9 protein-coding genes and 1 pseudogene are annotated in these 13,882 nt (G+C 72.0%); 8 read left to right on the top strand and 2 right to left on the bottom strand.

What is annotated here, in order from left to right; translation table 11 throughout:
• Positions 1 to 242: 242 nt before the first annotated feature.
• From ABZO29_RS12285 to ABZO29_RS12260, 6 genes and pseudogenes are all read left to right on the top strand, one after another.
• Positions 243 to 1,199: an alpha/beta hydrolase gene (locus tag ABZO29_RS12285; RefSeq protein ID WP_367320211.1), complete on the top strand. Its 957-nt coding sequence runs from the start codon at positions 243 to 245 to the stop codon at positions 1,197 to 1,199.
• Positions 1,196 to 3,253, top strand: coding sequence for a hypothetical protein (locus tag ABZO29_RS12280; protein ID WP_367320210.1), 2,058 nt, complete (start codon positions 1,196 to 1,198; stop codon positions 3,251 to 3,253). Before ABZO29_RS12285 ends, ABZO29_RS12280 begins: the two co-directional genes overlap by 4 nt.
• The gene (locus ABZO29_RS12275; protein WP_367320209.1) at positions 3,250 to 4,179 is read left to right on the top strand and encodes an AAA family ATPase; all 930 of its coding nucleotides are present in this window, start codon (positions 3,250 to 3,252) and stop codon (positions 4,177 to 4,179) included. Before ABZO29_RS12280 ends, ABZO29_RS12275 begins: the two co-directional genes overlap by 4 nt.
• Positions 4,180 to 4,216: 37 nt before the next feature.
• Positions 4,217 to 7,036: a TIR-like protein FxsC gene (locus ABZO29_RS12270; RefSeq protein WP_367320208.1), complete on the top strand. Its 2,820-nt coding sequence runs from the start codon at positions 4,217 to 4,219 to the stop codon at positions 7,034 to 7,036.
• A pseudogene (locus ABZO29_RS12265) lies at positions 7,033 to 8,025 on the top strand (AAA family ATPase); the annotation flags it as partial. The gene ABZO29_RS12270 and the pseudogene ABZO29_RS12265, both read left to right, overlap by 4 nt.
• A gap of 244 nt (positions 8,026 to 8,269) precedes the next feature.
• A complete protein-coding gene (locus ABZO29_RS12260; protein WP_367320207.1) occupies positions 8,270 to 9,520 on the top strand; it encodes a PP2C family protein-serine/threonine phosphatase in 1,251 nt (416 codons plus the stop codon).
• 12 nt (positions 9,521 to 9,532) lie between these two features.
• Here the strand turns inward: ABZO29_RS12260 and ABZO29_RS12255 are convergent, their stop codons facing one another.
• Both ABZO29_RS12255 and ABZO29_RS12250 read right to left on the bottom strand, forming a co-directional pair.
• Positions 9,533 to 10,978, bottom strand: coding sequence for a sensor histidine kinase (locus tag ABZO29_RS12255; protein WP_367320206.1), 1,446 nt, complete (start codon positions 10,976 to 10,978; stop codon positions 9,533 to 9,535).
• Positions 10,975 to 11,664, bottom strand: coding sequence for a response regulator transcription factor (locus ABZO29_RS12250; protein WP_367320205.1), 690 nt, complete (start codon positions 11,662 to 11,664; stop codon positions 10,975 to 10,977). Before ABZO29_RS12250 ends, ABZO29_RS12255 begins: the two co-directional genes overlap by 4 nt.
• Positions 11,665 to 11,816: 152 nt before the next feature.
• Between ABZO29_RS12250 and ABZO29_RS12245 the strand changes: the two genes are divergently transcribed.
• A complete protein-coding gene (locus tag ABZO29_RS12245) occupies positions 11,817 to 13,154 on the top strand; it encodes a ferric reductase-like transmembrane domain-containing protein (protein WP_367320204.1) in 1,338 nt (445 codons plus the stop codon).
• 10 nt (positions 13,155 to 13,164) lie between these two features.
• On the top strand, positions 13,165 to 13,881 hold the full coding sequence (locus ABZO29_RS12240) for an FMN-binding protein (protein WP_367320203.1): 717 nt from the start codon (positions 13,165 to 13,167) through the stop codon (positions 13,879 to 13,881).
• The last annotated feature ends 1 nt before the right edge of the window (position 13,882 follow it).

Below are 13,882 nucleotides of genomic sequence, written 5' to 3'. Positions count from 1 at the left end.
GGTCCAGCCATACGCGGTTGAGCGGCAACCGGTCGTCGACATGACGACCCGATCGGCCCCGGCGCCGGGCAGGACGACCTCGATCAAGCGGCGCGCCGAAAGGGAGCGGTGCCTTGCCGCCGACTTGATGACCCTTTGGAGGACCGGGAGTTGACCCAGCCCGGACGGCGACGCACCGCATCGCTCGTCGCTATGCTCGTGATGCGCCCCGGACGCGGGCGCAGCTTTACTCCGGGGGGGCCATGAAGCCGCGTCTGGTGTTCGTGCACGGGGTCGGAGGGCCGCGCGATCCCGCTGCCGAACTCGGCCGCTGGCTCGGCGCCTTGGCCGACGGCGCGCTCGCCGCAGGGCATGCCACGCGGGTGCCCGGGCTGGTGCGGGGCGCGACGGCGGACGCGCGGTTCGCCTACTACGGCGATCTGTTCGCGGCCCCGGAGGCACAGGGCGGCGGGGAGGCGGAGGACGCCCGCTTCGACGACGCACATGCTCTACTGCGCGAGGCGATCGACCTGCGGTTGGCCGAGCACGCGGAAGACGACGGCGAGGCCCGGGTGCTGCACCACGCACGGGCGCAACTCGCCCCGGACGGGCAGGCACAGGGTTCCGGTTCGGTGGCCCGGCAGGTGCTCAGCGCCGCCAACACCCTCTTGGCGGTCCCCGGGCTGCGGACGTTCGGCAGGTGGGCGAGCGCCCGGCTCATGGTGGGTCATCTGACCCAGGTCACACGGTATTTGGCGCGGGGAGAAGCGGACGCGACGGGCCGGACCCTCGATGCCAGGGTGCGCCGACGCGTGAGCGAAGCGCTCGACCCCGCGTTGCCCACTGTCCTCGTCGCGCACTCCCTGGGCACCGTGGTCGCCCTGGAGGCTCTCTCCGACTACCGGGGCGAGATACCGCTCCTCCTCACCCTCGGCTCCCCGTTGGGCCTGCGCGCCATGGTGGGACGGCGCACGCGCCCCCAGCCGCCACGCGTGCCCGGCGCGGTTGCGAAATGGGTGAACGTCTGGGACCGCGACGACCTCATAGTCGGCCGCCCGATGCTGGAGAAGTTCTTCGAACCCAACGACCGGTCCGTACTGCCCGACACCAGACGTGTCGACTCGGACGGGGCCTGGGTGCATCCCGCGATGAAGTACCTGGCGCAACCGGGCGCCGCCGGACCCGTAGTCGAGGCCATTGAGGTGGTCACGAAGCCATGACCGCCCCGCCCCCGCCCCGACACGCTCTGGTCATCGCGCCGCAGTGCGCGGATCTGGGAGACCTCCACGGACTGGAGGATGTGGCACGAGGCCTGCGGGACGCGCTCACCGACGAATGGCGGGGAGCTTGCACGGGCACCCCGGACGTCGAGTCGGCCCTGCTGTACGGCACGTCCGCGGGCCAGGCCGACATCGAGGCGGCCGTCCGGGGTGCCGCCCGACGCGCCGGGGAGAGCGGGGCGCTGCTCGTCGTCGCCTTCCTCGGCCATGGCATCACCTCCGGCAAGAACCCAAGGCTCTTCCTGATGGCCGCCGACTCCCGGTGCGACGAGACCGGTTCCGCCGTCAATGTGGCGGAAGCACTGGAGCGGGCCCTTGAAACGCCCGGTCTCGCCGGGCTCGTCGCTCTCGTCGACACCTGCCACGCCGGCGGAGCGACGCCCGACCTGGGCGCAGTCGACGCGGGAGTGCGCGACGGCGCGACCCGGCTGTCGCTCCTGATGGCGGTCGGCGCCGCGCAGGAGGCGCACGGACTGGCGTTCTCGCGCGGGGTCGTCCGGGTGCTGGAACAGGGGGTGGTCGGTGCCGGCGAATTCCTGTTCCCGGACGCGCTCTTCGAAGCCGTACGGGATGAGGTGCCCGGTCAGGACGCGCACCTGGTGCAGTTCGTCGGCACGCGTTTCGGTGAACGGCCGTGGGTGTCCCGCAACCCCAGCCATCTCGTGCGGGCCGGATCGCGCCTCGGGCCGATCGGCCTCGAGGAACTGGAACGGACCCTGGCCCCGCTGGGCGGATCGGCGCTGCTGACGGGGCCCGTCAGCGGTGCCGACGTACTCGACCGGCTGCGCGCGACACTGCGCGAGCGTGCCGCACCCGAAGAGGCCCTGGGCGTGGTCGACGGCCTGCGCGACGTGCTGCGCACGGTCCAGCTGCTCAACTCCTGGCCGGGCGGCCATCTGACGTCCGGGCGGCTGCGTGGGGCGCTGTGGCGTGCTGCGGGCCGGTGCGCTGAGCCGGCGCCGCACACCAGTGGGAGGGACCTGCTGCGCGATGCGGTCGAGTACCTGCGGTTCCGTGCGCAACGGCAGGGCGAGACACCCATCGCCCGCCCGGCGGCCTTCGTCGCCGAGCTCGCAGTGGAGGACGGACTGGCCAAGGACATCCCTGAGCTCATGGCATGGCGGGACGCCGTGGACGCCAAGGTGGAGTTCGACGACGCCTTCGCGTCCCTGCGCAGGCGCGACCGCCGCAACCGGCTGCGACTGGTCGTGAGTCTGCACGCCTCGCTGGGCGACCTGTGGCCCGAGACGCTGCAGGCGTTCCTCCTGGACCGCGGGGACGTCTGCGCCCAGAAGGACTTCGAGTGCGCCCCGAGCCGGCCCGGCGTGGAGCAGAAGCTGGGGGACGTGCTCAAGTGGGCCTGGAAGGAGAGCAGACCGATGGGGCCGTTGTGCCGGGTCGAGGTGGCCGCGCCCGCCTCGCTGCTGCTCGAATGGCGGCCCGAGGAGACGAGCTACGGCCGACGGCTGGGGCTGATGCACGACGTCGTGCTGCGCTGGAGCGAGCGGATGCGCCCGCCGGAGCACATGTATTGGATCAACGAGGACGCGCGGGAGAGACTCGCCGACATGAACGGGTGCGGAACCGGACGCGCGCCGGTCGACTGGCTGGACCGGCAGGAGACGGGACGCCCGAAAGAACTGGAGGCGCGACTCGAACGCGGTGCCTACACCCGGGCGGTGGGCCTGCGGCACCGGCCAGAGCGGATCAGGCACGTCATGGAGTTGCTGCTGAAACACGTGCCGATCGTGTTGTGGTCCGACGCCGAGGGAGGGATGCCCGACGCCTGCACGGACACCCTGGACCGGTACTGGCATCTGCTGCCTGCGGAGTTCAGCGAGGCCTACCGCAACAGCTGGGCGTCGGGCACCCGGAAGGGCCCCGACGGCCACGAGCATCTGGCGCTGCTGCGGAGCATCTGGCACGACACGGAATGGCTCGACTTCTGCGACTGGTTCGAGGGGTTCGTCACCAAGGGGGAGATCTCCACATGACCTGGCAGCCCTACTACGTCGGGGACGGTGTCCCGCGCGAGGTCGAACTCGGCGACCCGCCGCCCTGGCGCAGCTTCCCCCGGCAGAACCTGCACCGGCAGTTCCAGCCGCCGCCAGGACTGACCACTGCGGTGAACGCGGCGCTGGCACTGCGCCGTCCCCTGCTGGTGACCGGTCCGGCGGGCTCCGGGAAGTCCACGGTGATCGAGCAGGTCGCGGCCGAACTGAAGTTGGGCGACCCCCTGCGCTGGCACATCACCTCGCGCAGCACCCTCACCGAGGCGCTGTACCGCTACGACGCCCTCGGCCGCATCCACGCCCAGCGTCTGCCGGACGGCGGTGACGACATCGCTCCGTTCCTCCAACTGGGGCCGCTGGGCACCGCGTTGCTCCCCTCGCCCCGGCCCAGGGCGCTGCTGATCGACGAGATCGACAAGAGCGACCTGGATCTGCCCAGTGACCTGCTCGACGTGCTGGAGCGCGGTGTGTACGAAATTCCCGAACTCGGACGCTACACCGAGGACGTGGTACGGGTGCGCGAGTGGCGCAGCGACGTGCACACCGCGATCGAACGAGGCCGGGTGCAGTGCGACCAGTTCCCGTTCATCGTGATGACCAGCAACGGCGAGCGCGACTTCCCCGCGGCCTTCCTGCGTCGATGCATCCGCTTCACCATGCCGAGGCCCACGGCCGAGGCGCTGCGGGCAGTGGTCGAGGCCCATCTGGGTGTCGTGTCGGACGCCGGACAGGCACCGGTGGTGGACCACCTCGTTGAGGAATTCGTCACCCGGGTCACGGCGGGCGGGAGCCTCGCCGTCGACCAGTTGCTGAACGCCGTGCACCTGCTGACCGGCGGCTCGGCCCTCACCGACGCCGACCGGCGGGAGGTCGTGGAACTGGTTCTGCGCGAGCTGTCCCGTGCCTGACCTTGACCCCCCGGGCTCGTCGGACCCACTGGGGCGCGTGGTGCGCGCGCTCGACGCCGTCGCGCCCGATCTGGACGGCACCACGCTGGCCGAGGTGCTCTGGCTGGCCGCGCGGATGGGCACCCCTCCGGAGGGCACGCCCGCAGGATCCTCGCCCGAGCCGCCGGCAGCCGGGACCTCCGTACCGCCGTCCGCGACCGGCACGGACGAGGGCGGCTCCGGCCCGGCGACCGCTCGGCAGCCCGGTCGGGCCCTCCACGAACGCCTCGCCGGGGCGAGTGACCACGTCGCCGGTGCTGCCGTGGCCGCTCCGCGGGGAGCGGGACTGCCGCTGGCCCAAGAGGTGACCCGTGCCCTGAGGCCCTGGAAACGGCCGTGGCCCCGGGGCCGCAGATCCGCCCTCGACGTCGATGCCACCGTCGACGGCTACGCTCGCAGCGGTGAGCTGATCCCCGTCTTCCGGCCGGCCCCCGAGCGCTGGTTCGGCCTGGTCCTGGTCGTCGACCGCTCTCCTGCCATGCGGGTGTGGCAGGACCTCATCGACGACTTCACAGCCGTCCTGAACCGCCTCGGGGCCTTCCGCACCCTTCAGGTGCGCGAACTCGCCTTCGGTGACGAGGGGCCCGAACTCCGCGACGGACTGGGCAGGCTGACCGGACCGGGCGAACCGCGTTCCCCCGACGCGCGCCGGCTGGTCGTCGTGGTCTCCGACTGTGCCGCACCGGGCTGGCGGGAGCCGGAGGTATGGCGCAGGATCCGCTCCTGGTCGCTGACGACACCGGTCGCCCTGCTCAACCCGCTCCCCCCGAAGCTCTGGCGAAGGACCGCCCTCGACCTGCCGTCCGTGCGTGTGCGGCCCGGCGCCCCCGGCTCGGACAACCTGCACCTGGCCTTCGAACCGCCGCCGCTGCTGCCGGACGCCGACCCGGCCGGGGACACCGGCGCCTGGCTGCCCGTCCCGGTGCTGTCGACTTCGCCGCACTCCCTGGACCGCTGGTCCCGCACCCTTATGCGGGGCGACCCCGAGGGATGCGGAGCCGTGCTGGTGCCCCGCGGTGGACGGCTGGGTGGTCGCCCCCGCGAACACGCCGGCGGGGTCACCGCCGAGGGGTTCCTGCGGACGGCGTCCCCGGCGGCGGCGCAACTCGCGGTCCTGTGTGCCCCGTTCGGTCGGCTGGGCATGGGCCTGCTCCACCTGATCCGCCAGGAACTGGTCCCGCGGGCCACCGTGGCCGATGTGGCCGAGCTGCTCACCAGCGGGCTCTTCGCGATCGACGCGGCAGGGGACGGGCCGGTCGAGCTGGTCGTGCCGGACGACGTGCGGTCGCGGCTGGAGCGGGAACTGACGGTGTACGAGGTGCGGCGGATGGACCGTGCCCTGGAACGGGCGGAGCGGCCGGGCCGGCTGCCTGCGGTAGCGTACGACCCGCAGGGCAGCGCGCAACACCCGGCCGGAGAGCGGGCGTTTGCCCACGCGAGACGCCGGACGCTGGAGCTGCTGGGACTGCCGGCGGGGGACCGGCCGCCGCTGACGGGACGGGAACGGGTCGTGGACACTTGGCATCGCGAACGGTATCCGGACAACCGGCCGTACTTCTTCCTGAGTTACGCCCACACTCCGCCCTGGGGTCCGGGCGCCGGCGATCCCGATCACTGGGTGAACGTCTTCTTCCAGGACCTGTGCAATCACATCTATCAGCTCACCGACCTGCCGGCCGGTGCACCGGCCGGCTTCATGGACCGGGAAATGCGGTCGGGCGAGGGATGGCCGGACAAGCTCAGTGAGAACCTCGCGAACTGCCGTGTGCTGGTGCCCTTGTTCTCCCCGCGCTACTTCTCGAGCGAGATGTGCGGCAGGGAATGGTTCGCGTTCAACGAGCGAGTGCTGCGGGCGAGAGCGACTGGTGCCGGTGCCGGCTCCGTGATCGTTCCCGCGCTGTGGACTCGTGTCGACTTCACCGACCTTCCCGACTCGGTGCGACACATCCACCTCGATCCCGCGAGCTTCGGTGATCGCTACGCGACCAACGGCATCTACGGCCTGATCAAGCTGCGCAGGCTGCGTGACGAGTACGAGGAGGTCGTCTTCCGGCTGGCCCAGCGCATCGTGGAGGTCGCGAGCGACTCGCCCCTGCCGCCCAGCCGTCCACGGACGTACGAGACCACCCCGAGCGCCTTCAAACCGCGAGGTGAGGGCCCGCGGAGCATCCACCTGGTCGTGGCCGCACCTACCCGGGACAGCATCCCGGACGAGCGGGACGTACGGCCGTACGGTGAGGAAGCCCAGGACTGGAACCCGTACTACTCGGAGTCCAGTCGCCCGCTGGTGAACCTCGCGGAGGACCTCGTCCGGTCCCTCGACTACCGCGTCACCGTCTCCTCCTTCGACGACGAGCCCGTCGACGAAGACGGAGAGTCCGGGGACGCGGAGGCGGAGTCCCTCCGCCCCGGCATCCTCCTGATGGACCGCTGGGCCCTCGCCGACGAGGAGCGCAGGCGCAGGCTCCAGGCCTACGACGCGAACTCCCGGCCCTGGGTGAGTGTGATCGTCCCCTGGAACCGTTCGGATCTGCAGAACCACGGCGAGGACGGTCGCGGACTCATCGAGGAAATGGAGCGGACGCTTCCGCGTATCACGGATCGGGGGCGCCGTACCGACGTGCGGATCGCCGTCAACGGCGTACCCACCCTCGAGGCCTTCACCAGCGTGCTCCCCGCCGTCGTGGCCCACGCCACCCGGCAGTACTTCAAGCATGCGCAGGCCCAGCCGCCTCCCGGCCCGCACGCTCCCCGGCCCCGCCTGGTGGATCCCGACCTCTTCTCGGACTTGGGGTTCGGCCGTGAGGGGGAGTCATGACGCACGCACGGCCCGGCCGCATCGTGACCTTCTACTCCTACAAGGGCGGCGTCGGACGCACCATGGCTCTGGCCAACACCGCGTGGATCCTCGCTGCCAACGGCAAGCGCGTCCTCGCCGTCGACTGGGACCTGGAGGCCCCCGGGCTGCACCGCTACTTCCACCCGTTCCTCGATCCGGGCGGGCTGGCCGCCACCGCCGGTGTCATCGACCTTCTCCAGGACTACTCCTGGGCGGCTGTCACCGGCGGCAACGGCCCTCGGACCGACTCCTGGCATCTCGCGTACGCCAGCGTCGAACCCCACGCGCTGTCCGTGGACCCCGCGCTCCTGGGCGCGCCGTTCACGGACGGCGGGTCGCTCGACCTCCTCTCCGCCGGGCGACAGGACCGCGCCTACGGCGCGACGGTGGGCATGTTCGACTGGGACAACTTCTACGACCGGCTCGGCGGCGGCGTGTTTCTGGATGCGCTGCGCGACGACATGAGGGCGACGTACGACTACGTGCTCATCGACAGCCGGACCGGCCTGTCCGACATCGCGGACATCTGCACCGTCCTGATGCCCGACGTACTGGTGGACTGCTTCACGCTCAACCGCCAGTCCCTGGAAGGCGCGGCCTCCGTGGCCCACAGCGTGGCGCAGCACCACCTCCGGCGCGCCATAAGGGTGCTGCCCGTACCCATGCGGGTCGACGACGGCGAGAAGGAGCTGGCCGACGCGGCACGGGCGGCGGCCAGGGAAGCCTTCGACGGTGTGGTGACAGGGCTGAGCGGCAAGGGCGCGGCCGATTACTGGGGCAGAGTCGAGATCCCGTACCGGCCCTACTACGCGTACGACGAGACGCTCGCCACCTTCGGCGACGAGGGCGGACTGTCGGGCTCGCTGCTCTCCGCCTTCGAGCGGCTCACCGCCGTCATCTCGGACGGCGAGGTGACGGCGCTGCCGCCCGTGCCGGAACCCGTGCGGCTGCGCTGCCGGGCCGCCTTCGGCGGGCTCCGATCGTAGCCGTGGGCACCGGTACCGCCTGCGGGCACATCTCGCCGAGTTCGGCCGGGTCGCCACCCCGGCGCCCGCGCGCGGGTAGGCGCCCGGTCCGGGCGAGCCGGGAGAGGCGCCCGGTCCGGGCGAGCCGGGAGCTCGCGCGTGACGTGACGGTGTACCGCACGCCGAGCTTCGGCTGAGCCGGCGGGCGGCCTATGCGCGGCAGGGATGCTTTTGTCACGCTTTGAGGGTGATCTGGTTCGCGCGATGGATCCGGGAGCGACGCAGACCCGCACCTGCGCGGGTTCCCGCCCGCGCGGGCACGCCCGGTCAGGACGCGACGTCCCGGCTGGACGCGCTGCGATCCGCGGCGGCGGGCATCGGCACGACCCTGGACGAGAGCACGACCTGCGCGGAGCTGACGAGGGCGGCCGTCGCGCAGTCCGGCGGCGCGGCGGCGGTCGTGCGGCTCACCGGCGGCGGCGTCTCGGGGTACGAGTCGGTCGCCGGGGACGCGGACGTGCTGCCCGACGCGCGGTGGGCCGGCGAGGTGGCCGGTGAGGCGTCCCGGTGGGCGGAGGAACCCGGGATCACGCACCCGGCCGTCGGCGGGGCCCGCCCCGCGCTCTGCGTGCCGCTGGCCACCCGCGAGCACGGCTACGGCCTGCTGGTGTGCGCCCGCCGGGGGCCGCCCTTCACCCGGGCGGAGGCGGCACGGCTCGCTTTCCTGGCCGAGCGCGCCGCCTCGCACATCCGGCACGCCCGGGAGCACGAGCGGGTCAGCCGTACCGCCGGGGATCTTCAGCGGGCCCTGCTCGCGGAGCCAGGCCGCCCGCACCCGAACCTGGACGTCGCGATCCGCCATCTGCCGGTGGGGCAGAGCACGCTGGTGGGCGGCGACTGGTGCGAGACCGTCCGGCTCCACTTCGGCCGCACCCTGCTGGTCGTCGGTGACGTGATGGGGCACGGTGTGGAGGCCGCCGTCGACATGGCCGCCTACCGGGCGTCCCTGCGCTCCATCGCCGCCGCCGACCTGCCGCCGCACCGGGTGCTGCGGCAGCTGGACGACATCGCCGCCGGTGAGGAGGACCGCCGGCCGGCCACCTGTCTGATCGCGCGCGTCGATCCCGTCCGCGGGCAGGTGACGCTGGCGAGCGCCGGCCATCTGCCGCCCGCGGCGATCGGCCCGCAGGGCGACACCGAGCTGCTGCCGGTGCCGGCGGGGCCGCCGCTGGGCACAGGGCTCGGCGGCTACGAGCCCGCCACGTACGAGTGGGGCGCGGACCGCACCCTGATGCTGTTCACCGACGGACTCGTCGAGCGGCGCGGCGAGGACATCGACCGGTCCCTGGCACGGTTGGCCGGGCTCCGGTTCACCGCCGGTGCGGGTGTCGAGGACGTCCTCGACACCGCCCTGGCCCGCCTCGACGCGCGGCACGCGGAGGACGACGTGGCGGTGCTGGCGGCGCGCCCTCATGCCCGCGCGGCCGACGGCCAATGAGCCCGGCGTCGGTTACCGGCTCGCCGCCCCGCCCAGCGGGATTCGCACCGTGAACACCGTCGCCCCCGCCACCCCGCCCCCCAGCTCGAGCGTGCCGCCGTGTGCCCGTACCAGTGAGCGGGCGACCGACAGGCCGAGGCCGCTGCCGCCGCGGTCGCGGCTGCGGGCCTTGTCGACGCGGTAGAAGCGGTCGAAGACCCGCTCCCGGTCCTCGGGCGGAATGCCGGGGCCCGCGTCGGCTACCGCGACCACCGCCGTGGAATCGGCGACGGAGACCGACACGGTCACCGGGGTGCCCGCCGGAGTGTGGACGGCCGCGTTGGTGAGGAGGTTGTCCAGAACCTGCCGGATGCGCTGCGGGTCCAGACGCAGCCACAGTGCCGCCGGGCCGGCTGTCACCGTCAGCGGATGGCCGGGGTGGCCCGCGCGGAACGCGTCGGCCGCGTCCCCGACCAGCCGCACGAGATCCGCGTCCTCCACCCGCAGCGGCGTCTCCACCTCCGCCGCGTCCAGGCGGGCGAGCAGCAGCAGGTCGTCCAGGAGGACGCCCATGCGGGCCGCCTCGGCGCGCAACCGGGCCAGGTGCTTGTCGCGTTCCTCGGGGGCGTTGGCGGCCGCGTACTGGAAGAGGTCCGCATAGCCCCGTACGGACATCAGGGGCGTGCGCAGCTCGTGCGAGGCGTCCGCGACGAACCGCCGCAGCCGCTGCTCGGCCTCCGCGCGCACGGCGAGCGAGTCGTCGATGTGCTCCAGCATGGTGTTGAAGGCGGTCCGCAGCTCCTCGACCTCCGGACCGCCGCCGGGCCCGGAAGCCCGCAGCGGCAGCCGGGCCGCCGACTCGGTGAGGTCGTGCGAGGTGATGCCGTGGGCGGTGTGCGCCATGTCGCTCAGCGGCTTCAGACCGCGCCGCAGCATCCTGCGGCCGAACACCACGAGCGCCAGCAGGGCCAGGCCGAAGGCGACGACCTGCACCGTGATCAGCTCGTCGATGGTGTCCTGGATCTCGTCCATGGGTGCGGCGCTGACCAGCACCACCCCGGGCTCGACCGCACAGGCCCGCAGCCGGTAGAGGCCCTCCCCGTCGATCTTCACGGTGCGCAGGAGCTCCGTGTCGGAGTGCGCCATGCTCTGGGCGAGAGCGGTGAGCGGGCGCGTGTCGTGCGGGATGTCGGCGGGCCTGCGCAGCAGGGCCTGGTCGCCCGACACGTCGTACACCGCGGTGAACCAGCCCCAGTAAGGCTTCTGTGTCACCGTGCCGTTGGCCTCGGCGTCCTTGGACTGCACGGTCTGGACGACCTTCAGCTGGTAGCCCAGCTGGTGCTCCAGATAGTCGCGCATGTACGTCGTCAGCGCCGTGCCGACCACGGCGAACACCACCAGTGACAGCGCGCCCAGGCCGAGCGCCAGCCGGGTGCCGAGCCGCAGTCTGCCGTAGGTGCGCCGCAGCCGGCCGATCACTCGGCCGCCCGCCGTATCACGTACCCGAATCCGCGCACGGTGTGGATCAGCGGCTCGCCCGTCGCGTCGAGCTTGCGCCGCAGCCGGCTGACGACCAGCTCGACCACGTTGGAGCGGCCGCCGAAGCCGTACTCCCAGACGTGGTCGAGGATCTGCGCCTTCGTCAGCACGGTCGGCGACCTGCGCATCAGGTAGCGCAGCACCTCGTACTCGGTCGGGGTCAGCGTGAGCAGCTGCCCGTCGCGCCGCACCTCACGGGTGTCCTCGTCCATCGTCAGGTCCGCGACCCGCAGGACCGACCGCTGGAAGCCGGGCCCGGCGCTGCGCCGCAGCACGGTCCGCAGCCGGGCCATCAGCTCCTCCACCGCGAACGGCTTGACCAGGTAGTCGTCCCCGCCGCGGGTCAGTCCCGCCACCCGGTCGGCGACCCCGTCGCGCGCGGTGAGGAACACCACCGGCACCATCGTGCCGGAGTTCCGCAACCGGTCGAGGACCCCGAAGCCGTCGATGTCGGGCAGCATCAGATCGAGCACCACGATGTCCGGGTGGAACTCGGCGGCGCGGCGCAGCGCCTCCTCACCCGAGTTCGCGGTGACCGCGTCCCAGCCCTCGTACCGGGCGACCGTCGCGACCAGGTCGGCGATGGGCGGGTCGTCGTCCACCACGAGGAGTCGTACTTTTTCCACCCGCTCATAGTGCGTCACGCGCCCCATGGCACCAGACGCCGGTCTCACGCGCGTGCAGATCGATAAACTCTTGAAAGTTGCACGACAGTAAATCGACAGCTCCGGACAGGGAAGCTCTGTGTCCTGAGGACCCGATCAAGGAGTTTCCGTCCGTGACGACCGTCCAATCGCCCCCCGCGCCCCCCACGGCGATACGTCCCAAGGTGGTGGCCCGCACCGGCCTCCACACCGTGCTCGCCGCCAACGCGGCCGTCGTGACCTTCTTCTTCGTCCAGGCGGGCTTCGCCTCCAACGCGCTCGTCGTGCTCGGCCGGCTGGCCGGTCTGTACGGCGCGCTGCTGATGGCGTTCCAGCTGCTGCTGGTGGCCCGGCTGCCCTGGCTGGACCGCCGCATCGGCATGGACCGGCTGACCAACTGGCACCGCTGGACCGGCTTCGGCCTGCTGTGGACGCTGATCGGGCATGTGGTCTTCATCACCTTCGGCTACGCCGAGTCCTCGTCGATGGACCCGGTGAACCAGCTGATCGACCTCGCCGAGACCGTCGAGGGCGTGCTGCGCGCGGTCGTCGCGATGGCCCTGATCCTGGTCGTCGGCGGCGCCTCGGCCCGCTGGGCGCGGCGCCATCTCGCGTACGAGACCTGGCACTTCGTGCACCTCTACACCTACGTCGCCGTGGTGCTGGCGTTCACGCACCAGGTGGCCGTCGGTACGACTTTCACCTCGTCGTCCGTGGCGAAGACGTACTGGTACGCGCTGTGGGCGGTGGCCCTCGGCTCGGTGTTCGCCGGGCGGCTGGCCCTGCCGCTGTGGCGGAACTGGCGCCACCAGCTGCGCGTCGAGGCGGTCGTCCCCGAGTCGGACAACGTGGTCTCCGTCCACATCACCGGCCGCGACCTCGACCGGCTGCCTGCCAGGGCCGGCCAGTTCTTCCTGTGGCGGTTCGTGACCAAGGACCGCTGGTGGCAGGCCAACCCGTTCTCCCTGTCGGCGGCCCCGGACGGCACCCGGCTCAGGCTGACCGCGAAGGCCGCCGGTGCCGGCAGCGCCGGTCTGCGCCACCTGAAGCCCGGCACCCGTGTGTTCGCCGAGGGCCCCTACGGCGCCTTCACCACGATGCACCGCACCAGGCCCGAGGCCCTGCTCATCGCCGGCGGTGTGGGCGTCACCCCCATCCGCGCCCTGCTGGAGGAGCTGCACGGGCACGCCGTCGTCATCTACCGGGTCGGTGCGGAGCGGGACGCGGTCCTCTACGACGAGCTGCGCGAACTCGCGCACGCCAAGGGCGCCGAACTGCACCTGGTGACCGGCCCGCCCGTGCCGGACCGGCTGGCGCCGAGCGAGCTCGTGAAGCTCGTGCCGGACATCGCCGAACGGGACGTCTTCCTGTGCGGCCCGCCCCCGATGATGAATGCGGTGCTGGGCAGCCTGCGCGAACTGGACGTGCCCAAGCCGCAGATCCACTTCGAGCGCTTCAGCCTGGCGGGATGAGAGAGACATCGTGAAGCGAGCAATACCCGTCCTCGTCCTGTCCGTCGCGGGCCTGATCCCGGTCTGGCGCTACGAGCCGTCCACCGGAACGACGTCCACCTCCCAGGCCGCCGAGCCGGCCGCCACGTCCTCCGCGTCCGGCTCCACTGCCGCCGGTTCGACGGTCGTCGCCGGCTCGGCCGTCAAGACCGAGAAGGGCGACGTCCAGGTCCAGGTGACCTTCGCCGACGGCAAGATCACCGCGGTGAGGATGCTGAAGCAGCCGAACCATCCGCAGACGACGGCTGCGGTGCCGAAGCTGATCGCGCAGACCCTCGAGGCGCAGAGTGCGGACATCGACACGGTGTCCGGCGCGACGATCACGAGCGACGGCTACAAGGAGTCCCTCCAGGCCGCCATCGACGAGCGGGCGACGTCCGCCTCGGCCTCTCCCTCGGCCTCCGCCTCTGCTGCCGCGTCCTCCGCCTCCCAGGTCGTCGAGGGCTCGACCGTCACCACCAGCAAGGGTGACGTCCAGGTCCAGGTGACCTTCGCCGACGGCAAGATCACCGCGGTGAGGATGCTGAAGCAGCCGAACCATCCGCAGACGACGGCTGCGGTGCCGAAGCTGATCGCGCAGACCCTCGAGGCGCAGAGTGCGGACATCGACACGGTGTCCGGCGCGACGATCACGAGCGACGGCTACAAGGAGTCCCTCCAGGCCGCCATCGACGCGAAGAGTGCCTGAC

The organism is Streptomyces sp. HUAS ZL42, assembly GCF_040782645.1.
In the GTDB taxonomy this organism is placed as follows: domain Bacteria; phylum Actinomycetota; class Actinomycetes; order Streptomycetales; family Streptomycetaceae; genus Streptomyces.
The sequence above is the reverse complement of the archived record's forward strand: the minus strand, read 5'-3'. Positions and strand labels throughout refer to the sequence as shown.

What these genes read in the sequence shown, in the direction of transcription:
- ABZO29_RS12285 (WP_367320211.1), top strand. Translation starts at nt 243, where the DNA reads ATGAAGCCGCGTCTGGTGTTCGTGCACGGGGTCGGAGGGCCGCGCGAT.
- ABZO29_RS12280 (WP_367320210.1), top strand. Translation starts at nt 1,196, where the DNA reads ATGACCGCCCCGCCCCCGCCCCGACACGCTCTGGTCATCGCGCCGCAG.
- ABZO29_RS12275 (WP_367320209.1), top strand. Translation starts at nt 3,250, where the DNA reads ATGACCTGGCAGCCCTACTACGTCGGGGACGGTGTCCCGCGCGAGGTC.